This window comes from Streptomyces sp. NBC_01237, from assembly GCF_035917275.1.
Taxonomy (GTDB): Bacteria; Actinomycetota; Actinomycetes; order Streptomycetales; family Streptomycetaceae; genus Streptomyces.
Map to the genome: position 1 here is coordinate 8,058,036 of NZ_CP108508.1, position 22,056 is coordinate 8,080,091.

General features: G+C 69.7%; 25 protein-coding genes. 16 read left to right on the plus strand and 9 right to left on the minus strand.

Annotated features, from left to right (window positions below):
* The first annotated feature begins 217 nt into the window (after positions 1-217).
* The 5 genes from OG251_RS35515 (at position 218) to OG251_RS35535 (ending at position 5,188) form a co-directional block, all read left to right on the plus strand.
* Positions 218-1,213 (plus strand): DUF6192 family protein, encoded by a 996-nt coding sequence (locus OG251_RS35515; protein WP_326680946.1) that lies wholly within the window; start codon positions 218-220, stop codon positions 1,211-1,213.
* 2 nt (positions 1,214-1,215) lie between these two features.
* Complete coding sequence (locus OG251_RS35520; RefSeq protein WP_326680947.1) at positions 1,216-1,635, plus strand: RacP protein; 420 nt, start codon at positions 1,216-1,218, stop codon at positions 1,633-1,635.
* 37 nt (positions 1,636-1,672) lie between these two features.
* Positions 1,673-2,521 carry an IS5 family transposase gene (locus OG251_RS35525; protein WP_326680948.1) on the plus strand — a complete coding sequence of 283 codons (849 nt, stop codon included), beginning with the start codon at positions 1,673-1,675 and terminating at the stop codon, positions 2,519-2,521.
* A gap of 578 nt (positions 2,522-3,099) precedes the next feature.
* Positions 3,100-3,471 carry a peptidase inhibitor family I36 protein gene (locus OG251_RS35530; RefSeq protein WP_326680949.1) on the plus strand — a complete coding sequence of 124 codons (372 nt, stop codon included), beginning with the start codon at positions 3,100-3,102 and terminating at the stop codon, positions 3,469-3,471.
* 382 nt (positions 3,472-3,853) lie between these two features.
* Complete coding sequence (locus tag OG251_RS35535; RefSeq protein ID WP_326680950.1) at positions 3,854-5,188, plus strand: cytochrome P450; 1,335 nt, start codon at positions 3,854-3,856, stop codon at positions 5,186-5,188.
* A gap of 73 nt (positions 5,189-5,261) precedes the next feature.
* On the opposite strand, the gene OG251_RS35540 is transcribed toward OG251_RS35535, so the two are convergent.
* Positions 5,262-5,387, minus strand: a complete 126-nt coding sequence (locus OG251_RS35540; RefSeq protein WP_326680951.1) for a hypothetical protein — start codon at positions 5,385-5,387, stop codon at positions 5,262-5,264.
* A gap of 574 nt (positions 5,388-5,961) precedes the next feature.
* Here OG251_RS35540 and OG251_RS35545 point away from each other — a divergent pair.
* The 3 genes from OG251_RS35545 (at position 5,962) to OG251_RS35555 (ending at position 7,985) form a co-directional block, all read left to right on the plus strand.
* A complete protein-coding gene (locus OG251_RS35545; protein WP_326680952.1) occupies positions 5,962-6,792 on the plus strand; it encodes a CPBP family intramembrane glutamic endopeptidase in 831 nt (276 codons plus the stop codon).
* A gap of 246 nt (positions 6,793-7,038) precedes the next feature.
* On the plus strand, positions 7,039-7,335 hold the full coding sequence (locus OG251_RS35550) for a hypothetical protein (protein WP_326680953.1): 297 nt from the start codon (positions 7,039-7,041) through the stop codon (positions 7,333-7,335).
* Positions 7,336-7,478: 143 nt separating this feature from the next.
* Positions 7,479-7,985 (plus strand): hypothetical protein, encoded by a 507-nt coding sequence (locus OG251_RS35555; protein WP_326680954.1) that lies wholly within the window; start codon positions 7,479-7,481, stop codon positions 7,983-7,985.
* 121 nt (positions 7,986-8,106) lie between these two features.
* Here the strand turns inward: OG251_RS35555 and OG251_RS35560 are convergent, their stop codons facing one another.
* From OG251_RS35560 to OG251_RS45050, 6 genes are all read right to left on the minus strand, one after another.
* Positions 8,107-8,367: a hypothetical protein gene (locus tag OG251_RS35560; RefSeq protein WP_326680955.1), complete on the minus strand. Its 261-nt coding sequence runs from the start codon at positions 8,365-8,367 to the stop codon at positions 8,107-8,109.
* Positions 8,364-8,669 carry a DUF6247 family protein gene (locus tag OG251_RS35565; protein WP_326681531.1) on the minus strand — a complete coding sequence of 102 codons (306 nt, stop codon included), beginning with the start codon at positions 8,667-8,669 and terminating at the stop codon, positions 8,364-8,366. The genes OG251_RS35560 and OG251_RS35565 overlap by 4 nt, the downstream gene beginning before the upstream one ends.
* A gap of 138 nt (positions 8,670-8,807) precedes the next feature.
* Positions 8,808-9,365, minus strand: a complete 558-nt coding sequence (tpg, locus tag OG251_RS35570; RefSeq protein ID WP_326680956.1) for a telomere-protecting terminal protein Tpg — start codon at positions 9,363-9,365, stop codon at positions 8,808-8,810.
* Positions 9,366-9,502: 137 nt separating this feature from the next.
* Entirely contained in the window at positions 9,503-10,039 is a 537-nt protein-coding gene (locus OG251_RS35575) for a hypothetical protein (RefSeq protein WP_326680957.1), read from the minus strand.
* An 80-nt stretch (positions 10,040-10,119) separates the two neighbouring features.
* A complete protein-coding gene (locus tag OG251_RS35580; RefSeq protein WP_326680958.1) occupies positions 10,120-10,380 on the minus strand; it encodes a hypothetical protein in 261 nt (86 codons plus the stop codon).
* Positions 10,381-10,582: 202 nt separating this feature from the next.
* Positions 10,583-10,810 (minus strand): hypothetical protein, encoded by a 228-nt coding sequence (locus OG251_RS45050; protein ID WP_442818400.1) that lies wholly within the window; start codon positions 10,808-10,810, stop codon positions 10,583-10,585.
* 149 nt (positions 10,811-10,959) lie between these two features.
* Here OG251_RS45050 and OG251_RS35590 point away from each other — a divergent pair, with 149 nt between their 5' ends.
* On the plus strand, positions 10,960-11,163 hold the full coding sequence (locus OG251_RS35590) for a DUF6207 family protein (protein ID WP_326680959.1): 204 nt from the start codon (positions 10,960-10,962) through the stop codon (positions 11,161-11,163).
* A 47-nt stretch (positions 11,164-11,210) separates the two neighbouring features.
* Here OG251_RS35590 and OG251_RS35595 read toward each other — a convergent pair whose 3' ends face one another.
* Both OG251_RS35595 and OG251_RS35600 read right to left on the minus strand, forming a co-directional pair.
* The gene (locus OG251_RS35595; protein ID WP_326680960.1) at positions 11,211-12,092 is read right to left on the minus strand and encodes a DUF6801 domain-containing protein; all 882 of its coding nucleotides are present in this window, start codon (positions 12,090-12,092) and stop codon (positions 11,211-11,213) included.
* On the minus strand, positions 12,089-14,425 hold the full coding sequence (locus OG251_RS35600) for a helix-turn-helix domain-containing protein (RefSeq protein ID WP_326680961.1): 2,337 nt from the start codon (positions 14,423-14,425) through the stop codon (positions 12,089-12,091). The genes OG251_RS35595 and OG251_RS35600 overlap by 4 nt, the downstream gene beginning before the upstream one ends.
* Before the next feature lie 220 nt (positions 14,426-14,645).
* Here OG251_RS35600 and OG251_RS35605 point away from each other — a divergent pair, with 220 nt between their 5' ends.
* From OG251_RS35605 to OG251_RS35635, 7 genes are read left to right on the plus strand one after another with little or no spacing between them, the layout of a single operon-like run.
* Entirely contained in the window at positions 14,646-15,329 is a 684-nt protein-coding gene (locus OG251_RS35605; protein WP_326680962.1) for a vWA domain-containing protein, read from the plus strand.
* Positions 15,326-16,297 (plus strand): protein phosphatase 2C domain-containing protein, encoded by a 972-nt coding sequence (locus OG251_RS35610; protein ID WP_326680963.1) that lies wholly within the window; start codon positions 15,326-15,328, stop codon positions 16,295-16,297. The genes OG251_RS35605 and OG251_RS35610 overlap by 4 nt, the downstream gene beginning before the upstream one ends.
* A complete protein-coding gene (locus tag OG251_RS35615; RefSeq protein WP_326680964.1) occupies positions 16,294-18,240 on the plus strand; it encodes an LppU/SCO3897 family protein in 1,947 nt (648 codons plus the stop codon). Before OG251_RS35610 ends, OG251_RS35615 begins: the two co-directional genes overlap by 4 nt.
* A 58-nt stretch (positions 18,241-18,298) precedes the next feature.
* A complete protein-coding gene (locus OG251_RS35620) occupies positions 18,299-18,526 on the plus strand; it encodes a hypothetical protein (protein WP_326680965.1) in 228 nt (75 codons plus the stop codon).
* A gap of 38 nt (positions 18,527-18,564) precedes the next feature.
* Positions 18,565-19,419 (plus strand): sensor domain-containing protein, encoded by an 855-nt coding sequence (locus OG251_RS35625; RefSeq protein ID WP_326680966.1) that lies wholly within the window; start codon positions 18,565-18,567, stop codon positions 19,417-19,419.
* Complete coding sequence (locus OG251_RS35630) at positions 19,416-21,218, plus strand: hypothetical protein (protein WP_326680967.1); 1,803 nt, start codon at positions 19,416-19,418, stop codon at positions 21,216-21,218. The genes OG251_RS35625 and OG251_RS35630 overlap by 4 nt, the downstream gene beginning before the upstream one ends.
* Before the next feature lie 35 nt (positions 21,219-21,253).
* Positions 21,254-21,868, plus strand: a complete 615-nt coding sequence (locus OG251_RS35635) for a hypothetical protein (protein WP_326680968.1) — start codon at positions 21,254-21,256, stop codon at positions 21,866-21,868.
* The last annotated feature ends 188 nt before the right edge of the window (positions 21,869-22,056 follow it).

Below are 22,056 nucleotides of genomic sequence, written 5' to 3' on the forward strand. Positions count from 1 at the left end.
TGAGGGCCTGGCGGAAGCGGAAGGATCCGTTCGCGGACCGTTCACAGTGACCACTGACCGAACGCATCCTCGGACCGGTTCCGTTCACAGAACGGTCAATTGTGGTCATTCCTTGTGATCTTCGTATTTACGGTCCGACTCTCGGAAGCAGATGCGGTCCTTGCCCTGTCGCGGCCCCAAGTGCCGTGCCTCGGGCCGTATTTGGATGGTGAAAGCCATGTCCGAGCAGATTGAGAGCATCGGAGCCGTCAGCCAGTCCCGCTACGAGCAGATCGTTGCCGAGCTGCGGAAAGTCGTCGAACAGCAAACCCGCGGCAAGTTCACGATCGGCGACCGGGCCCTGGAGATCGAGCCGGTCAGGCCCCGTGGCGGCACCCCGGACACCGAGTGGACAGTTCGGGAGTCCCTGGTCCGTCTGGCCGAGGACATCGGCCTGACGTTCAACACGGTGAAGAACGCGAGGTGGAACGCGTCGCGCTGGCCGAAGGAACACCGCCAGGCCGACGTGTCGTTCACGATCCACCGCATCCTGGGCCGGATCGAGGACGACACGGAGAGGTGGGCCGCGATCAAGAGCCCTCCCGAGGGCAAATCGCGGTGGACTGCGGACGACGCCAGGCGGCGGGTCGGCTGGACGGTCGACAGCCCGGAGACCCCGCAGGAGAGGATCACCGCGATTCACCACCTGGCCCAGGACGAGGAGGTTGCCGCGACGGTGACCACCGATTTCCTCCGGCGCCCGCAGGTCGCGGCCAAAGTCTCCACGGAGAACAAGGTCCGGGTGGTGGAGGAACTGACCCGCGACGAGGGCGTCGCCACCACGGCGGCAACGAACCTCCTGCGGCGGCCGGACGTCGCGTTCAAGGCGATGAGCGATGACACCGCCCGTTTCCAGGTCAACCATGCTCAGAACGAACGCAGCCGGCAAGCCCGTCAGCACTTCGAGGACACCAGCCCGGTCGCCCCGGCGGTCCGAAACATCGACCGGACGGTGGAGTTCCTGGACCTGGTGACCGCCTGCCACGCGTTCGTCGCCGCGGCCGGCCGCACCGTCCCCGGCCTGCGCGACCGGACCCTGTCCGAAGACGAAGGCGCCATCGTCCACCAGAACGTCGCGAAAGTGCGGGCGACGCTGGACTGGATCGAGACCGCGGTCGACACCGGCAAGGTCGACATGGACGACGAGCTCGCGGCCATGCTGCGGGGCGAGTAGTCGTGCCCCGCGCCTCCCGGCGCAAAGGGGACGCCGCCAGACGGCACGCGGACACCGTCCGCTTCGTCCTCTTCGAAGCCCGCCCGGCCGGACTGGAGTTCCACCAGCTGGTCCGCGCCAGCGCACTCTCCCCGCACCAGGTCCGATCCGGCCTGGCCGCGCTGAAGGACGAGGCCGGGTCGAAAGGCTGGCCGCCGCTGATCTGGAATCGGCTCGACGGCTACCAGCTCGGCGCGGAACGGGCCGCGCTGGAAGCCTACGAACGACAGGTCGTGGGCGAGAAACTGACCCAGTTCCGGCGGTTCATCACCGGCACCGTCGCACCGCACGCCGCCGCCCACCCGAACGACAAGTGGGTACGGCACATCGTCGCCCAGCTCAACTCCATCGAATCCACACTCGACCTCATCGCCTCAGCCTGACCTACCCCCGCACCCATGTCTGGAGACACCTGTTGCCATGCGCCGCCGCCGCTATCCCACCGACACCACCGACACCGAATGGGCCCTGCTCGAACCGCTGCTGCCCATCCCGGCCTGCGAGACCACGATCGGCGGCCGCCCGGAGAAGCACCCCCGGCGGGAGATCGTGGACGCGATCCGCTACGTCGTGGACACCGGCTGCAAATGGAGGGCCCTGCCCGCCGACTACCCGCCCTGGCGCACGGTCTGGGGCTTCATGGCCCGCTGGGCGGCCGCCGGCATCGTCGGCCAGATCCGAGACCACCTCGCCGGGCGGATCCGCCGGGACATGGGGAAAGGACTCCGGGCGGTCGCCACCATCATCGACTCCCAGTCCGTGAAAGCCGCCTCGACCGTCGGCAGGGACAGCCGGGGATACGATGCGGGCAAAAAGATCAACGGCCGCAAACGGCACCTCGTCGTCGACACCCGCGGCCTGCCGCTGCTCGTGATGGTCACCCCCGCCGACCTGCACGACTCCGCCGCAGCGAAGGAGGTCCTCTTCCGCCTCCGCCTGATGCACCCCGAGATCACCATCGTCTGGGCCGACCGAGCCTACGCGGGCAAGCTCGTGACCTGGGCCAAACGCCACCTCAACCTGACGATCAAAACCGTCAGCAGGCCCAAGGACGCCACCGGCTTTGTCGTCATCCCCCGGCGCTGGGTTGTCGAACGAAGCCTCGCCTGGATCATGAACGCCCGCCGCCACGCCCGCGACTACGAGCGGCTCGTCCAACACTCCGAGACGCTGATCACCTGGGCAGCCATCACTCTCATGACCAGGCGCATCGCAGGAAAGGACGCTGCACCAAACTGGCCGAGGAAATCCGCGCCAACCAGCGGTTGAACCCCTTCGCGCACATTCACCAGCCTGAGAAACTACCCGCGGTTCGAGTCATAGCTCCACCGAGCCTGGCCGTCATTGCCATGTAGCACTTGGCGGGGCGTCCCGTCTCCGGCGATGCCGAGCGCGCCGACGGGGGAGCAGGCGGACCCGGGCACACCCCACAAGCCTGGACACCGCCGGCCAGCTCCGCACGGGCACGCTCCGCACGGACCGGCCGCAGCGCCCTTTCCCCCCGGCGAAGCAGTCACCCCGGCGAACCTCAGCGATGGGAGCCCCGATACCGACAGCAGAGATACCCCAGCCAGGCGTCGGCGTACGGTGCGGCCGGGCGGCGGCCGGGGGCTGCGGTGCGCGCCGGGGCTGCGCTGGCCGCTCGACAGCCGCGATCTGCTCACGCACCCGATCCAGGGAGAGGGCCAGCCAGGGTTCCAGTGTGCGGAGACGCTCCAGGTCAGGAGGCAGATACTGAGTCCGTTTGGGTGGCATCGAGACGGCAGTCGCATGGAACGGAACTGCCTGGGCAAGTCCGGTTCGGAGGTCTACTCCACTCGCCGAACTAGAGCCCAGGAGGCTCCCTGATGCGTCGCTTCTCTCTGCTCACCGCTGTTCTGTCATTAGGGGTCAGTCTGGCTGTCGTCAGCCCCGCGCAGGCCGTTGACCCGGTCGGTACGTTCTCCGGTTCCGCCTGCCCGGCCAACAAGGCATGCCTCTACAGGGACTCCAACTTCACCGGCGGCGGTGTCTACCTCTCGCGCTGGAGCGAGATCTCCGAACTCTGGCGGTACGGCTTCAACGACCAGATGTCGTCCTGGTCGAACGACACGGGTGTGCCGTGCTTCTGGTGGAAGAACGGAGTCGGCAGCGGCACCCATGTGATGGACCCGGGCTACCGCGTCAACGTGCTGTCGTCGGAGGACAACCACGCGTCCTCCGCCGCCTGCTACAACTGATCCCACCTGCGCCCGGACACTGGGAGTCCGCACCATCGGCTCGTCCACCTGGTTGCTGGGGTGGCATGCTGAACGGTTCACGCGAGGCCAGGATGCCACCGTTGTGTACCGGCCCTCGGCGGTGCGGAGTCCCGCCCGATCCCGTTCGCGGGCGGCCGGGCATGAGCTCAAGAAGATCCTGAGACCAGGACCGTCGGCCCAGTGGGCCACCTGGAGTGGGCCGGCGGACTCGGTTCCCCGCCCTCCGCCGGCCTTGTCAGAGTCACCGCCGACCCGGGGAGAGCGGTGTTCCTGACGGACGGTGAGGGATCCATCGATCGTGCCTGATCGTGCCTGAGGGGAGGGCTCAACTGTGAGGACGACTGGATCAGGAGTGCCGTGTGTGCCGGGTGCTTGGCCGCTGCTCGGGCATGCGGTGGTACTGCTGCGGGACCCGCTGGGCTTCCTCAGATCGCTCCCGGAGCACGGTGATCTGGTGGCCGTGCGGCTCGGCAGAGTCCGCGCGGTGTTCGTCTGCAGCCCTGAGCTGGTGCAGCAGGTGCTGCGCGACGACCGGACATTCGACAAGGGCGGGCCGTTGTTCGACCGGCTCCGGGAGACCACCGGGGACGGATTGGGCAGTTGTCCCCACGCGGCGCACCGGCGGCAACGGCGCCTGGTGCAGCCCGCGTTCAACCGGTCCAGGTTGCCCGGATACGGCCGGGTTCTTACCGGCCAGGTCGAGGGAGTAACGGCGTCCTGGGACGACGGTGGGACGGTGGATGTCGTGGCGGAGATGCGCGAGCTCAGCACGGCGATCCTGCTGGGCACCGTTTTCTCCGGCGAGTCGGTGCCCTCGCCCCAGGCGCTTCGCGGGGCGGGCGCCGACCTGCGCACGGTTGTTGCGGGCATCGGCGCCCGGACCGTGCTGCCGCCCGCCCTCGCGGGGGTCGCCCTGCCGGGCAGCCGCCGCTACTTCCTGGCCCGGGACAGGCTGCGCCGGTTCGCCGGAGATATCGTCGCGGCCCGCCGGGGCGGCGACGGTGGTGATGACGGGGATCTGCTGTCGGCGCTGCTGGCGGCCGGGGACCCGGATTCGGGGCGGGGTCTCTCGGACACCGAACTCGTCGACCAGGTCGTCACGATGTTCGTGGGGGGTATCGACACGACGGCCGCCACCATGGCCTGGATGCTGCACTCCGTGGCCGGCCGCCCCGATATCGCCCGGCGGCTCCAGGCCGAGGCCGACACCGTCCTGGCAGGCCGTGCGCCCTCGGTTCAGGACCTGCCCGCGCTGTCCCTGGCCAGGCAGGTGGTCACCGAGACGCTGCGCCTGCACCCGGTGGTGTGGATCGTCACCCGCACGGTGACCGCGGACACCGTGCTCGGCGGCCACCCGGTCTCCGCCGGCACCGTCGTCGCTTTCAGCCCTTACCTCATCCACCAGCGCGCCGACTGCTACCCGGACGCCGACGTCTTCGACCCCGACCGCTGGGGCCCCGGACGCACCCCGCCCGACCGGCATGCCTTTCTCGCATTCGGGGACCGCGCCCGCAGCTGCGTGGGAAACGGCCTCGCCCAGGCAGAGGCCGTGATGACCCTGGCGGCCGTCGTCTCCCGCTGGAACCTGCACCCTGTCGGCGGCGGCCCGGTCCGTCCTACCCGGGCCGCGGTCATGAGCCCGCGCGGCCTCCGGCTGCGGGTCACCGCCCGCACCGACACAGACAGCAGGCGGTAGCGGCGGCCGGCACCCGGACCTGAGCCACAGAACATGCCCGGATCCCAAGCGACGGCCGCCGCGCGGCCAGGAATCAGCCGGTGAACGGAATGATCAGCGGGTAGAGGTCGAGGTCGGTGATGATCAGCAGGGTCTGGTCGAGCCAGCTCATGTACTGCTCCTTCGGGTGGTAAGGACTTCCGGCCAGTCTGGTCGACACCGCCCGGCGAACGGTGCACGGACAGAAACTTGATCGGGATCTGAGGACAAACGACCGGAAAGACGCTGGCCCTGACCGATTTTCTGCCAGCTGGGCCCGGCAAGCCGGGCTAAGACCAGGTGCCCCTACCGTCCTGCACCTCCTGGGGCGTGAGGGCCGGGGCGCCGATCATGCGGATCCCTGCCGGGCGGCTGAAGACGGCGACCCGAAAACCCCCCGGGTAGGCCCCCCCTCGCACGCCACCGACGCCCGAGTGCGCATTGACCGGCCTCCTGCCACCGGTTCCGGCCTCTCGGCGGACTGTCACCGGCCTCCTCCGGAGTGCCCTGACACCGGAGACCGCCGGCACCGTCCGCGGCCAGGCCGATATCAGGACCGCCACGCAACGAAGCCGTGGCCTGGGCAGGAGAGCGGGGGCAGGCTACGTCAGCTCTGGATCAGGAGTGTCCGCATATAGATCCTTTGGGAGATTTAAAGCTAAATCACATGAGATGATCTGCGGGACGTCGGCTTTGACCGGCCGGGCAACCCGGCAGGGCAAGGCCCCTGACCACCAGACGAAATGGGGTAGCCGGTGCGTGCCGGAACCAGTTCCACACAGGACAGCCGACCGGGGCGCGGGCTGACGTGGCCGTGGTTCCTGGTGGTGGTGATCGCGTATGCGGCCATCATCCAGGGGCTGGGTGCGCTGATCGGGGTGGACACCAGCTACTCCGACAGCCAGTTCCCCACCACCGAGTCCCTGGTGCGCAACGCACTGATTCCCATCGGGGCGTCGATCGTGTTCGCGGCGGCCGTTGTGACCTGGCTCGGCTGGTGGCGCGAGGTCCTGCACTATCGCGCGCCTGTGCGGCGCTGGGTGCGCTGGGTGCCGATCTCGATGCTCGTGGTCGCGCTGGTCGGGGTCAACTACGGTCACCTCGCCGACCAGAGCCTCTCCCTGGTGGCCTGCCTGCTCGTCCTCGGCCTGTTCGTCGGCGTCGGCGAGGAGCTGATGTTCCGCGGCATCGGAGTCCACGTATTCCGCCGGGCCGGACTCACCGAAGGCAAGGTCGCCCTCTACTCCTCCCTGGTCTTCGGCCTTGTGCACATCAGCAACGCCTTCGGCGAAGGAGCACAGGCCATTGCCCAGGCCCTCATCGTCTCCACCTCCGGCTACTTCTTCTACCTGTGCCTGCGCGTCGGCGGCATCATCCTGCTGCCGATGCTCGTCCACGGACTCTGGGACACCAGCCTGATCTCCAACCTCGTCGGCGACGAGCCCCAGGCGTCCGTAGGCATGGCCCTCATCATCCTCCTCCAGGTCACCCTCATCGTTGTGGTGCTCGTCAAGCGCCACAAGATCGAACCCGTAGCCCTGAGCCGCCGCGAACCGGTCACAGGCCCGAACCAGTCCGCCGCATAGCCAGTCTCAGCACCATCGCCCCGACGGGACATCAAGTTGGTCCCCTAATAAGAAGCCGTTCGGCTTGACCTCTCGGTGACGGCAAGCCAAACGGCTCTGTCACCACTGAGGCCCCAGACTCTCCTGAACAGGAACTTCAGGTTCAGGAACAGGTACTCACAGCGTGACACCGTGGGGCGCACGGGTCTGTCACGCTGATCCGCGACGGCGGGCGCTGGTCCCGCGCACACGATGCGAGGGGGCCTGGTGGCGGGGATCGAGCGGGAGCCGGCGGAGGTGCGGATACCCAAGACAGCTCTGGACGCCTTCGCCGCGGCGCTGAGCGTGCGCACGGTGGCGATGCGGACCTGGCCCGACGGCATTGAGTGGATGTACCCGGTGGGCACGTGGGACGAGGAGCACCTGGAGGTGGCGCTTATGCCCGGCGGCGAGGAGGTGTGGCTGCGGATGTCCACCGACCGCTCCAGCGCCGCCGTGTGGACCATCGAGCAGTGGTGGGCCTTCTCTCGGGAGCTCCCTGGGGTGACGCCGCCGCAAGCCTGAGACGCGAGGCCCACGGCGGTTCGGCCGGCGCACGAACGGCGGCGGTCAGCGTGGCTCCGGCGGGCCTGGGTCGTTGAGCATCCGGCCGCGCCGTAGGCCCGGTGGCGGCGCGCTGACCGCCACCGCAACGCGAACGAGGACCGATGTCGAAGAAGCCCGCCCACGACCCGACGTACGGCTACGACCCGGAGACGGCCACGGTCCGGGTCGGTCAGCACGACCTGGCGCGGCTGTTGCTGATGTTCCGCAAGCTGATGCGCGAGCAGCTGCCCGGCAAGTGGAAGCACATGGACGACTACGACCTGTCCTTCGAACGCCTCGCGGACGCGGTCGATGCCAGCTCGGAGGTCCGGCACGGCAAGCGCTGGACGGGGCCTGATGTGCGGATGCGCTGCACCACGACCGAGGCGGTGTACGCCTGGCCGGAGGGCGCCCCGTACGACGGGGAGGCGTCGTTCACCTGGGCGGTGCCGGGCTACGGCTCGCACGCCACCAAGGACGAGGGCTTCCGGGGCGTCACGCACAAGGCGCTGTGCGGGTTCAGCTGGACGAAGGGCGACAGGCCGCGCCGGGTGGAGGACCTGCCGGACTGCCCGGAGTGCCGGCGGGAGGTCCAGCTCGGTGCCGAACGGCCTCGCGGCCGCTGGTGACTACCCGGGCGGCAACGCGTTGCCGCCCGGGTAGCTACCGGTGGATACGGCCGTGGCTACGATCGGAAACGCCCTGACCCCGGCAGTTGCGATGCCGGGGGCAGGGCGTTGTCACGAGTGGCTATCCGAGCCAGGTGATGGTGAGGACCGACAGGTGGCGCAGGGGCCGGTTCACCCAGTAGGTGAGGGACAGCTGGCCGACGGTCGCGTGGCGTACGTCCTCGCCTTCCAGGTCGTCGGTGTTGAACTGCCGGAAGCCCCAGGGGTCGGCCGCGGCGGCGTCCAGGACGTCCCACACCGTGTCCTCTGCGTGCTCGGGCAGGGCGTCAAGAACCTTGGCGGCCGGGGCGGAGAAACGGACCGCGTACGGCTGTCCGGTCACCGGCGCCTGCCGCGGAGCTCCGCCATGTCGACGAAGTCGCTGTCGTCGTAGCCGGAGGCGACGAACGCGTCGACCGCCGGAGCGGAGGCGATGAGGCCCTGCCACTCCTGGACGACCTCGTACAGCCCGGCGAGGGAGAACGACTTGCGGGACTTCTCCAGCGCGGTCGCCCACTCCCGCTCGAAGGCCGGCACCCACTGCGGGGCGCGCCGGTCGGCGCGCAGCTGGGCGAGGAGTTCGGCCGGAGCTCCGGGTGCGGGGGCGTACGGGGTGAGGGGTGCGTGGTCGGGCTGCGCGCTCATCTGGTCCTCCCGGCGGGTCGTCACCTCACCGTACGCGCGCCGGGTGGCCGTGGAAGCGGACATGCGGCGATCCCCTCCTACCGGGTGCCTTGTCCCGGTCGACGGCCGGGAATTCGGTGGGCATGCATTCACTCCTGTTCAGTAGCCCAGATCCAGGTAATCAATGTCATTGAGGGTGACGTCCGAGAGTCCCATGGCGCGGCCTCCGCCGTCCTGGAAATACACTTCCTTGAATCCTTCGGCGATGATTCCGCGCATGTCCTGGTCGCTGGCCCCCGTGTCGCGGGCGTCGAAGAGGCGCTGCGCGTACGTGGCGGGGAGCTTGACGGTGAGGCGGCGGAAGCGGCCGTCGTCGGTCGATCCGGCGGACGACGTGTAGCCGAACCGGGCCCGGGTCTCCACCGTGATCCCGCCCGAGGCGGCTGCCTGCTTCTGCCGGCGCTTGCGTACCTGGGGCTGCCACCGCTGCCGTACGGCGTCGTCGATCTTCGCGGCGACGTCGGCGCGGGCGTGCTTGCGGGCGCCGCGCCGGTAGCGGTTGACGGAGTCGGCGGTGACGCCGAGCTCCGCCGCGACGGCCTTGGCGCTGCCGAACTGCTTGATCAGGAACCCGACCTGCCCCTTGAGGGTCTTGGGCGGATCCTTGGTGAACGCCTCGCGGTCGGCCCGCTCGATCGCGTCGTCGATCTCGCCCACGGCCTACTCCCCTTCGTCCAGGACGGCGTCGTGTAGGTTCGCGCGACCGTTGTCATTCCGGTCCGCGGTGACCTGCTGCTTGCGCTGCTGTCTCATTGGTTGTCCCACGGTTTCGGTCTCAGCTCGGTGGCATTTCCTCACGCGGCATCGCTTTGCGGGTCGTCGGCGGGCTTCCAGGTCTGGTCGAACCAGGCGATGAAGTCCTTCACGGTTCCGATGCGGGCGATCCTCTCGTGGATGGCTCGCTGATCGTGACCGGGGAGGAAGTCGCCTCGGCTGATGGGCTTGCCGCATCCGCAGTTGCATTCACGGTTGCCCAGCGGGGAGTCGAAGTAGGTGATGGGGTTCTGCTGGGCGCCGTTCGGGGCCGGCTTGCCGACGTAGTGATCGTGGACGGGGTGCCCGGGGCCGAGGATGCGGCCTTCGAAAGCTCGTCGCCCACCAGGGACGTCAACGATCCGCTCGATCTCCATGGCCTGGCGGACGATCCCGCCGCCGTTGACAACCGCGAACCGCTCTCGTTCGACGCGTGATCCAGGCATGACCCAGACGCCGCGGGCGATGTCGTGGAGCTGCTGGTCGGACAGCCCGTCGCTCCAGCCGATCTGCGAGCGCTGGAGGGCATCGCTGTTCGGGTCGACATCCTTCTTCTTGCCGAGGGTGATCTGAATCATCGCGCCTCCCTGCGAGGCCGCCTCGGGTGAGGGGGGAAAGATGCGAAGGCGACCTGTTCAGGATAGACCATTGGCCCCCGTTATAACGGGGTATTACTCATTGGAGCCCTGAGGGTCGGTCGGTTCTTCCCCGGGCGGCGGCCGGGCAGGTCGTGCCGCCGGCCCAGGCAACTGATCATTCCGAGTGAGAAGCCGGTCTCCTCTGCGAGTTCGCGGCAGGTGCGACCAACGCGCCGCTGGACGCGGAACCAGTCGAGATCGATCTGGCGCCAGCGGGTCGCTTCGCTGTCGCGCTTCATGCCGTATTCGCGGACGAGGACCTTGATAACTTCCTCATTCACTCCGGCGTGCTCCGCGATGCACTTCAGCGAGCGGTATTCGTCGAGGTAGAAGCGTGCAAATTTGTCCCTGGGGAGAGCTGCGCGAGGGCGTCGAACAGTGGCTCCTCTCTCCCACTTCGCGCTCTTCGCCCCTGCGGGAGGGGCCGGCTCACTTCCCCTGGATGACGAAACATCCAGCGCCCAGGTGTCGGAATTTCAGGGGTCACTCCACGACGACCCCGACCCCTACGAGCAGCCCGGCCACGAGTAGGTCGAGCTCGTCGGCGGCGCCCCTGGACGGCCAGTTCGTCGATGCCACCCACTGGACGCCCGCGGAGCGGGCCACCGGGGCCACGCTGATCACGAACGACGGCGCGTACGGGGCCGGTGGCCGCGCCGAATACGAAGCACGCCCCGGCACTCCGGACCGGTGGGACTGGGTCGGCGACATCCCCTGAACCCGGACCAGCCCACCTCATCCGACCCTCCGTCGGGCCTGGGTCAGACGGTGCCGTCCACCGCCCCGGGCCCCGTCGCTCGTACGGATTACGGGCACGGTGCCCATGCCCCCTGCCGAGCAGTCACCGCGTCAGAAGCGGCATGGAGATCGACTCCCGACACATCGCCGAGCCCGACCTCGTGGTGCTCGACATGACCGCCGCCGACGAGGACACCGCCCACGCCGTCATGGCCACGCAGGAACAGCGGTGGGCCAGCTCCGGTAGCACTCCTGTACACAGCGAACCGGGAGCACTGGGGGTGAAGGGGCGCGTGTATGCCGACATCCGGCGCCCAGCGCCATGACATGCCCCGGCACAGAGTGAGAGGGACCAGCGCCCGGTGACGGGCGGTTATGACGTGCTGCGGCGCTTCGACCGCCGGTGGAGGACGGCGGCTGCGGCGATGGCGGCGATGGCTGCGGCGATGGCGGCGGTGATCAGGCCGACGCCCGCGGGGTGGGCGGTTTGTGTCAGCGGGACGGCGGATGCCGACGGTGGAGGGGCTTGCGGGGTGGTAGTGGCGGCCGGGGTTGCGACAGCGGAGGCGTCCGTTCCCGGCGGGGTGGTGACAGGGCTTGCAGAGGGTGAGGCCGGGGCGGTGGGGGACGGGGTGGGGGAGGTTTTCGCGGGGGTGACCTTGAAGGGGGCGACGGTCTTGTCCTGGCCGGCGTTCAGAGTGCAGGGGACGTCGACCTGGCCGGGCCCGGCCAGGTTGCCGTCGGCGTCCTTGGGCACGAGGTGGAGTGTGAAGCTGCCGGCGGTCACGCGTCCGGTGCCGGGGCGGGTGAAGGAGAGTCGGGGCGCGTTGCCGGTGGCGGGGATCTCGAAGGAGCCGGAGGCGGGGACGGCGGTGCGGGTGATGGTGAGGCGGACGGGGACGGCGGTCTCGCTCTGCGGGGCGAGGACGCGGGTCTCGGCGTCGATCGAGCCTTCGATGGTGCGCACCCCGAGGACGTAGCGCAGGCCGAGGGTGAAGGAGGCCTCGACGGTGGCGGCCGCCTGGATGGCGAAGGCCGGGCTGGACTCGCCGGCCGGCAGGGTGGCGGGGATGTCCGCGGAGATTCTGGCGGTGATGGCCTGTCCGCCGATGGTTGGGAAGATGCAGGTGTAGTGCAGGGTGGGGGCGGCGGGCTGGGCTGCTGCGGGGGCGGTGGCGAGAGCGATGGCGGTTGCGGCAACTGCCGCGTGCCGGGTGCGCCTTCTCGGGCGGTGCGTACGGGATTCGGCGCTCATCGTGCCCCTTTTGTCGAGTGGTCGCGTCGGCGTTGTCTGCGGCCGTGGCGCTGTTGGTGGCTGCGGCTCAGGTGGCTCTGGATCCAGGCGTGGCGGAACTGGTAGACCGCGCCGACCTGGCGGAGCACGCCGCGCTGGTGGGCGTCGTCCAGGAAGGCAATCAGTGCCCAGGGCAGTTGGCCCGTGAGCGGCAGCCAGATGCGGGCCAGTGCCACCCACTGACCCCAGGCGGTCAGGCTCAGTCCGTAGCCGAGCCCGGCACCGAACGCACCCTCTAGCCCGAACACCAGGCCGACCTCGAAGCCGCGCAGCGGCCCATACACGATGCCGTTGACCAGACCGACGCCGATGCCGAGGACGAGAGTCCAGGTGAGCAGGTGGTAGGCGACGTTGCGGCGGTCGATGTGCAGCAGGTCTGCGGGACTGACCACGGATTCGATGCGGACCGGGGCTTCGAACAGGGCAATCAGGCCGAAGACCATCCCGATCGAGAGGGCAATCGGTACAACGAACACAAGACCGGCGACGAGGCCGGCCCCTTGTCCGTCGGCGAGGCCGAGCGGGGCCACCAGGCCTTCGTCGACCAGGATGAGCAGCGCCATGCCGACTGCTCCGCCCAACAGACCGATCAGGAACCGGATGCGGGCATTGCGGCGGGTTGTCGGGGTGCCGATGCCGAGCCGCATACGGACCGGCGAGGGTCTGAGGGCGGCGCGGGCGGAGGCGCGCCAGTAGACGAGTCCGAAGAGTGTGCCGGCGGCGAGGCCGTGCAGAACGCCGACCAGCAGGCCTCGGACGACAGCGAACCGGAGGCTGTGCGAAGTGGCGACCAGATCGATGGGGACGTTGCCGATCCCGGTGGTGACGCCGAAGGCGAGGCCGGCCAGGACGGCGATGATCACAGTGCGGGAGAAGCGGCTCATGCCGGTGCCGACCTCCCACCAGGTGATGTCCTGCCGTTCGCGGCCGAGTCGGGTCAGGTGGTCGGCGAGGTGGCCGAGCCAGCGTTCGGCGCGTTCCGCGTCCCACGATCCGGGTTGGCGGTGGGCTGTGTCGAGCCGTTCAGTGGGACGGGGGCGGTAGACGGCGGGGACGAACCCGGCCAGCAGGTGCTCCTCGATCGCATCGGGGTCGGGGAAGCGGGCGGTGTCCAGGAGTTCGCCCGGCCGCCGATCTGGGTGGTCGCTGTACATGGTGCGGGCGAGGGCGATCATCAGCGGGGTGCGCAGCGCGGCAGCGAGGTTAGTGCGGCCGGCGCTCTCCGCCGTCCGGGCGGGGTCGAGGACGGCCTCCCAGGTCGCGCCCTGTCCACCGGTGTCGGCGGGCTCGTGGAAGGCCGGGTCGGTCCGGGGCAGGTAGCCGCGCAGGTCGTCGAGGTCGAGGTCGCGCAGTTCCAGGACGACTGCGGCGGCCAGCGGGGCGTGCGCCTCTCGGACGGCGGCGGTGAACTCGGTGTGCCGGCTGGTCAGGACGAGCGGCAGCTGGGCGAGGTTGAGTGCTTCGAGGGCTGGGGCGCGCAGGTCTTCGGCGAGTTCGTCGAACCCGTCGAGGACGGGGAGGAGGAGGTCGTCGTCGAGCAGGTCCGCAGCCAGTGTCTTGCCGCTGGGGACCCGCCGGGCCAGGTGCGGGTAGTCGCGCAGCAGCCGGGCGATCAGCCAGTCGCGCAGGGCCACGGTGGTCGGGTTCCAGGCGCCGAGGCTGAAGATCACGGGCACCCGTTCGTTGCGGGTGCGGGCGTCCAGCAGGTCGAGGGCGAACCGCACCGCCAGGATCGACTTGCCCGATCCGGCCCGGCCGAGGACCACCAGTCGGCCCGACGGCACGCGCCGGTAGATCTCGGCGACCCGCCGCAGGTCGCCGTTGAGGTCCGGTTCGGTGCGGGCCTCGCCGGGGGCCAGCAGGTGGGCGTTCGCCGACTGGTCGGCCACGCCCGCCGACACCTGCTGCCAGCGCACCGGAAGTGCGAACGGGTGGTGCACCCGGTGCTGGGCCTCCTCGCGGCGCCAACGCTGCCGGCTCTCGCGGGCCAGTTCCTCGGCGGTGTCGGTGAGCGGGCCGTGGTCCCGGGGCGGCGGCGGTGGTTCCGGTGGGGGCGCCGGGGCTTCCGGGACGGTGCCCCCGCTGAGGGCGCTCAGCCAGCGGCGGTCCTCGGGGCCGGCGTCGAGCGCGTCCGCGATGCGGTTGATGGTGCCGAGCCGGTGATCGAAGGGCCGGTCAGTCTCGATCCGGCGGACAGTGCTCTCGCCGAGCCCAGCCCGCTCGGCGAGCTGGAACTGCGTCAGACCGGCCTGCTTCCGTAACTGCCGCAGCAGTGCTCCGAGCGTCTCCGCCACGCCCCGCCCTTCCCCCGAAGTTCAAAAGAACAGGCGTCGAGCCTACCGCTGGCGACCGGTCACATATGACCGGCGCTGTGACCTGTGCGTTTGCCTGATGCGACGCCAGCATCGGTGGTGCGGACAGCAGTTCTGCGGCCCCCGGCGCACCTCGTTGCACGGTCCGGGCCGCCCCGTCCGCGACACCAGTTGCGTGAACTTGAGAGAGGCGGTGTTTGCGATGGCGGAGGCGAAGGGCGTCCTGCTGCCGGCCTACGTGGTGGCCGACGAGTCGGGCTCGATGGCCCCGTACCAGCGGGAGCTGGGGGACGGGGTGGCGTCGCTGTGCGAGGGGCTGCGTGCGGAGCCGATGGTCGCGGCCAAGCTCCGGCTGGCCGTGCTGGGCTTCTCCGACGATGTCCAGGTCCGGCTCGCGGTGGCCGACATGCGCACCGAGACCACGGTGCCCCGGTTGGTGATCCGCGGGGTGACCAACTACCAGGCCGTCTTCGAGGACCTGCTGCAACGGATCCCCGGCGACGTGAAGTGGCTGCGCGGCGAGGGCTACCGGGTGCACCGCCCGGTGGTCTTCCTGCTCAGCGACGGCCAGCCCACCGACGGCTCGTCCTGGCACGCGCCGCACGCGGAGCTGACCGACCGGGACCGCACGCCGACCGCGCCGAACATCATCGCCTGCGGTCTCGGCGACGCCTGGGCGCAGACGATGGTCAAGGTCGCGACCCGCCCCGAGTTCGCCTTCCTTGCCAAGTCCGGAACCGACGTCGGCCGGGCGATCTCGGAGTTCTTCCACTCGCTCACCATGAGCCTGGTGGCCTCCGGACACGCCCTGAACTCGGCCAACCCGCAGCTGGTGGTGAACCGGCCCGACCAGTTCACCATGGCCATCGACGAGGTCGGCCGGTGACGCCCGCCCGCCGGGGCGACCCGGACCCCGTGCCGTCGGCGGCGCCCCCGAAGCCCGCCGGGCCGCCCCCGGCGACCGGACCTGACCCGGTGCCGTGGCAGCGGATCACCGTGGACGTGCCGGGCCTGGAGTTCGAGGCCCGGCCTCCCAGCCAGTACGCCTTCGACTTCCCCGACAGCGAGTGCGAGGGCTGGTCCACCGACCGGCTCACCCTGCGGTTCGCCTCCGTCCGCGGCGCCAAGCACCGCTACTACCGGCAGCCGCGCCAGGACGCGGCGCGCGCCGCCGTGCACGAGGCCACCGGCAGCATCGTCTTCGCGGTCGCCGACGGCGTGTCCAGCGCCGCCGAGTCCCACCAAGGCGCCGTCGAGGCGTGCCGGGCCGCTGTCGAACGCATCCTGCACCTGCTCGACCGGAACGCGGAGCGGCTGGACTGCCCCGACGTCGCGGCCCACGCCGCGGAACGGCTGCGCGAACTGGCGCGGTGGCGGCTCGGCATCGCCGAGCCGCAGGCGGCCGAGGTGGCCCGGCTGTACGCGACCACCCTGGTGGCGGGGGTGGTCCGTGCCGCAGGCGACGTCCTGGAGGCCGAAGTGTTCCGGATCGGCGACTCCGGGGCGTGGCTCCTCGACCGGGCCGACGGCGGCTACCACCCGATGTTCGGCGGCAAGGCCGTACCGGGCACGCCGCTGGTCAGTAACGAGGTCTCCCCGCTTCCCCTGGTCCCCGACCGGCTGGAGACCGCCGTCGGACGGCTGGCCGAGCCGTGGACGCTGCTGGTCGGCACCGACGGGTTCGGCGACCCGCTCGGCGAGGGAGACGGCCGGGTCGGGGAGCTGTTTGCCCGTCACCTCGCCTCGCCACCGCCGCCGTTGTGGCTCGGCCACGTGCTGGACTTCACCCGGGAGACCTTCGACGACGACCGCACCCTACTGGCGATCTGGCCCCGGGCCGAGGGAGCGACGTGAGCGCGCGGTCGGCCGGCCCGGTCGAGTTCGCCACGCTAACGCTGGACGGGGAAATCGGCCGAGGAGGCCAGGGATCGGTCCACCGGGTACGTAACAAGCACATCAACGAGTCAGCGACCGAGGGCGGTTGGGAGGTCGTCTACAAGGAGTACGCCCCCGCGGTACTGCCTCAGGTGGACGCCGCCGCGCTGGCCACCGCGGTCGCACTGCCCGGGCGGCTGACCGGTGAACAGGGACGCTGGCTGTGCGAGAAGACCGCCTGGCCAGCCGCCGTGGTCCGGCGCGGCGGACAGACATGCGGGTTCCTGATGCGGGCCGCCCCCGACCGCTTCCGCTTCACCCTCCGGACCCTGGCGGCCGGCAACCAGGGCTCGCCCCGGCTCGCCACCCTGGAGTACCTCCTCAACGAGGACGCCTACGTCGCCGGGATCGGACTGAACGTCACCGACCGGGACCGCCTGCTGCTGCTCGCCGACCTCGCGACCACCCTCGACCGGCTGCACCGACTCGGCGTCGCCGTCGGCGACCTCTCGCCGAAGAACCTGCTCTTCGCCCTCGCACCGCAGCCCGAGTGCTTCCTCATCGACTGTGACGCGGCCCGCACCGACCTTGCGACGGTACTTCCGCAGGCCGAGACCCCGGACTGGCACGTCCCCGCGGGCGAGGAACGGGCGACCCGGCACAGCGACACCTACAAGCTCGCCCTGCTCGCCGTCCGCCTCTTCGCCCGCGACCAAAGCACCACCGACCCGGCCGCGCTGGCGGCGATCGACCCGGCCCTCGGCACCCTGGCCCGTGCCTCGCTCGGAACGGCCCCGGACGCCCGGCCGACGCCCGCCGCCTGGTCCGAGCAACTGACATCGGCTTCGAACAAGTTGAAGCCCAGCCACGGGCCGAAAGCAGTCAGGGGAGCGAAGCCGAAGCCGCCGACCGTGCCGGCTGCCCCACGACCACACATCAACAGCGGAGCCGGTTCGGCGGGTTCCGCAGCAGGCGGCACGGGACTGGGCAGCGCGACGGCCCAGGTTGGCAAGGTACTCGCCGCCGTGGCCGCCGTCGTGGCAATGCTGCTGATCGTGACCCACCGTGACGACTCCCACCCGGCCGACGCCCACTCGGTCGCCGACAACGACACGCCGATGGCCACTCACCCGTCACGCTCCGCCAGCAGTTCGTACCGGTCCCCGCAGCCCGATCCGACCCTTAGCAGCACCCGTCCGAGAACCCCGGCACCGACACCCACTCCTACCCCGAGCCTGAGCCCGAGTCCTACCGACCCGGTCGCCACCGCGGGCGTCGGCGACTGCTTCTTCGACACCGGGACCAGCGGGAACGCCGACCTCACCCCGACCACCTGCACCACCGGGACGTTCAAGGTCGTCCGAATCAACGAGGGCAGCACCGACCTGGACGGCTGCGCCAACGTGCCCCGAAACGACGAAAGCGTCAGCTCCAAGCGCTACAAGCGTGTCCTGTGCCTCAGTTACCAGAGTTCTGGCGGGGACTCCTACCACGCCCGGCAGGGCGACTGCGTCTTCGGGCCGAACAGCGCGGGCCCGTGGTCACTGCTGTCCTGCCGGACCGGCGCCTTCAAGGTCCTCGCCGTCTACCACGGCACCAGCAACCACTCCAAGTGCGACAGCTGGCCCCACTACAACCAGTGGCGGACCGTCTCCGGCCCCAAGGGCGCGGGCCAAGACGTCCTGCAATGCCTGTCCATGGTGTTCCCCGATGACGCGGGCTACGCCACCGTCCGCGAATGCCTGTCCAAGTCGGGCTCCACCTTCACCAACGTCGGCAGCTGCGACCGCTCCAACGTCCACGTCACCGGACGCACCAGCACGCCGAACCACCCCGCATTCTGCGGCCAGGACGGCTCCACCTCCTGGCGCTCCAACGAGTACCCCGACCTCGGCTACACCGTCTGCTGGCGCTGGCGCTGACCCCGCCGCGCGACAACCGACCCACCATCCCACCGACAGAGTTTTTTAAGGATCCGACATGGCATACCGCTACCGGTGCGGCGAGTGCAGCTTCAAAACCTCCTGGGGCACCGAATCCCAGGGCGAGCAGGCGCAGATCACGCACTACACCGACCGCCACCCCGGCCTGTGCCCCGGCGGAACGGTCGAGGCCAACACCAAGAACCCCGAGGGCAGCATCGGCTGCCTCGGCGTCCTCGCCGTGCTGTTCCTGCTGTTCATCCTCGCCGCCTCGTGCAACCGGTGAACGTCGCTAACCCGAACACCGCAACCAGGAAGGACGTCATGACGAAGCATTACTGGAACCAGAACCCGGCCGCACCGGCGCCGCCCACCTGGCAGCAGACGCCACGCGCGGTACCGCCCCAGCTCGGCCGCGGCGGCGCGGCGCCGTCCACGCCCGTACAACCGGCTGCCGGGACGGGCACGCAGCCGCCGCCCGCGGCGCAGGCAGCGCGCCGGGGAAATAGGTTGCTGCGCCACTGGCGGCTGCTGGTGGCCGCGATGATGCCCTGCCTCCTGCTGGCCGGCATCGGGTGGTGGCTCTGGCCGCAGCCTTCTGCGAGTGGTCCGCCGCACATCGCCGAAGGAACCGTCCAGGCGGACCTACTCAGCGCCGACAGCGTCAGCAAACTGGCCGGAACGGCAATGGTGGCCGGGCCCCAATCGAACCGGCCGCACGCCCCGCTCACCGTGACCCCGTCGGAATGCGCCATCGCCGCCGGACCGACAACGCAGTCGGTCTACGGGCAGGCGTGGAAGGCGTTCCTGTCGGCGACCTACCAGGACGCCGCAGGCTCGGGCAGCTACACCGTGAACCAGGTGATCGGCGTGTTCCCGGACAGCAAGAAGGCGACCGCAGCCTTCCGCACCCTCGCCGACGGCCTCACCAAGTGCCCGTCCTCGACACTCACCGACCAGGCCGGACGTACCTCGAAATGGGCCTACACGGCGCACCCCGCCACCGAGGTTGCGGTGGCGTGGACCGCGACGCAGGGCGACACCGCGAACTGGGCCTGCTACCACCAGGCACGAGTGAAGGGCGCAAGCCTGATACAGACCTCCGTCTGCCAAGCCGGTGACGGCGAGCCCACCGTCTCCATGATCGCCGACGAGCTCACCGGCAAGGTGACCGGATGACCGCGCCCTCGCGCAGCACGGCCGCGCACCGCCGGCGGATGCTGCCCCGCATCCTCCACCTCGTGCTGATGGCCCTCTTGGCGCCGATCGTTGCTGCGGGAGCGCAAACGATTACGGCGACCGACGCCGTGGCGGTCACGGTACAGGCCGGCGCACTTGCCCCCGTCCCGCTGGCGACGCCCCGGGGGTTCGAGGCCGCCCTGGCGACCCGCCTGGTGGAGATCAACGACGCGAACCGACAGGCGGCAAAGCTGGCGCAGCAGGAGAAAGACGTGGTCGCCGAGGCAGAGCGGATCACCAAGGAGTCCGCCGCCATCCGCGACAGCAAGACCGCGCTCAACACCAAAGTCGCCGCGGTGAACCAGGAGATCAGCGGCCACAACAAACGCGCGAAGGCCCTACACGGCAAGATCGCCGCCCACAACGCCAAACCGAACAGGTTCAAACTGCCGGCGCAGGCGGCCGCAGCCAATGCCTACGACGCCGAGGCCCGCCAACTGGAGGCCGAGAAGAACAAGGAAAACGCCGTGGAGGACAAAATCCAGGGCGAGGAAAGCCAGATCAAGCAGAAGGCTTCCCAGATCGACGCCAGGTCCTCCCGGCTCGACGCCGCCTCCAAGGCCAACGACACGAAGGCCGACGGGCTCAGGACGAAGGCACAGCAGCTCCAGTCCCAGAGCCAGCAACTGCTCGCGCAGATGGCGCAGGTGATCCAGAGTTTCGCCTCCACTCCGTCGAACCCAGCGGCCGCGATGCACCAGGGCGGGGACGCGCCCGCTCCAGCCCCGCAGGACGGCAACCGGTCCGTCAGCCAGGACGAGGACACCGGCGACACCCCCTACCGGCAGCCCCGGGCCTCTGCACTGAAGCAGTACGCGAAGCAGAACGGGACCACCGTCGACATGCGACCGGGCACGGCGTACCTGACGCCCAACGCCGTCCGGCGGCTCTCCCCCGCGCAGGCAGCCACTCTCGGCAGCCCGGCCATCAGCTACGACGGGCTGGTCCGCAAGTCCAACGGCCACTACATTGCGCTACGGGTGCAGGCCCCGGCCGCCGCCAATGCCCCAGCCCCGGCGGTCCTCGGACCCGGGGGGCTGGTTGTGCACCTCAATGGCGAACAACTCCCCGTCGACGAGGTCACGACGGTCGAGGAAGTCCCCGTCTCCTCGGAGCCCGCTGCGGGACACAGCGGCCCGAACCCCGGAGGGAACAGCAACCGGAGCGTCCCCACTTGCAAGAACTTGAAGCCTTCGGGAGCCACGGACCTGAACGGCGGAGGATGGGTCGACTACCTGCCGCCGGACGCTCAGGGCCGTAACCGGGGAGTCAAGGCCTGTCTCGAAGGGAAGCCCAGCTCCAAGAGGGGGCAGTCCGCGACCGGCAACATCCGGGGTTGGAACGACGCTGAGGCGCGGGCCACCGCCCTTGGGTTCACCTCGGGCAAAGCCATCGCCCGCTGCCACTCCGTGCCACGCATGGCCGGCGGAACTGCGGACGAGCGGAACCTGACGCCGTGTTTCCAGCAGGGGGCCAACACCAATCAGGCAACCGGCGGCACCATCACCAACAGCATGCGGACCTTCGAGACCAGAGCCGAGAGCGGCATGAACCGGGGCTATGTGCTGTACAACGTGCATCCGCAGTACAACAGCACCAGAAGCACCATTCCGAGCAAATGGAGTATGTCGCTCTATGCCTGGGATGCCACCACCGGGGCGAGCACGGACTCTGCATGGACGGTCGTGGACAACGCGCGCTACGGCGCGACCGGACTTGCGAACCTGGGAAACTACTAGCCTCCGGCGAGAACGGGCGGCCGACGGGAGTGGACATGAACGTCGAGGAGATGCTGGACCGGCTGGGCGCGGTGATCGGGCCGCCGCCTGCGGGCGGAGTGGTGCCGGTTCCGTGGGAGCTCGGGCGTGAGGTGCTCGGTTTCCAACTGCCTGCGGACTACCGGGCGTTCGCAGACCGGTACGGGATGGTCAGTATCAGTGACGAACTGCACATCTACACACCATCGGCAGCGCCCAGTCCCCAGATCGGGGAGCCGCTGGGTTTCGAGGGATTCCTGTACGCCACGACGGACCCCTACGGATACTGCGCCATGCTGGCCCAGGCCTACCAGGGCGGGGACTACAACGAGTGCCCGTATCCGCTGTTCCCGGCCGAGGGCGGGCTTCTGAAGTGGGGCAACAACTGGAACTCCGACCAGTTCTTCTGGCTGATGCGGGACCCGGACCCAGACCGGTGGCCGGTTGCCGCCAAGTTCGACTCGATGCAGGAGTGGGACCTGTTTGAGGGCGGCTTCCTGGAGTTCCTGCTGGCGGCGGTGACGGAACAGTATCCGTACCACGGGGACGTTGTTCCCGGCGGGATGAAGCAGGTCGGCGACGGTCGTGATTATCACCCTCGGGGTGACTGGTCGAAGCAGCTGTGGCAGTGAACCCGCGAACATGGTCAACGGCCATGCCGGGACACTCCTTGGGGGGTTGCCGGGCGGCTTCGGACGAGCGGTGGGAGCAGCGGGAGCGGACGGCTTGGAGCGACGAGGCGTGCGTCGACTGCCGCCGGGCCGACGTCGACAAGCGCGTCCATCGGGAGGCCAAGGCGGTCGAGTGGCACCAGTCTGCA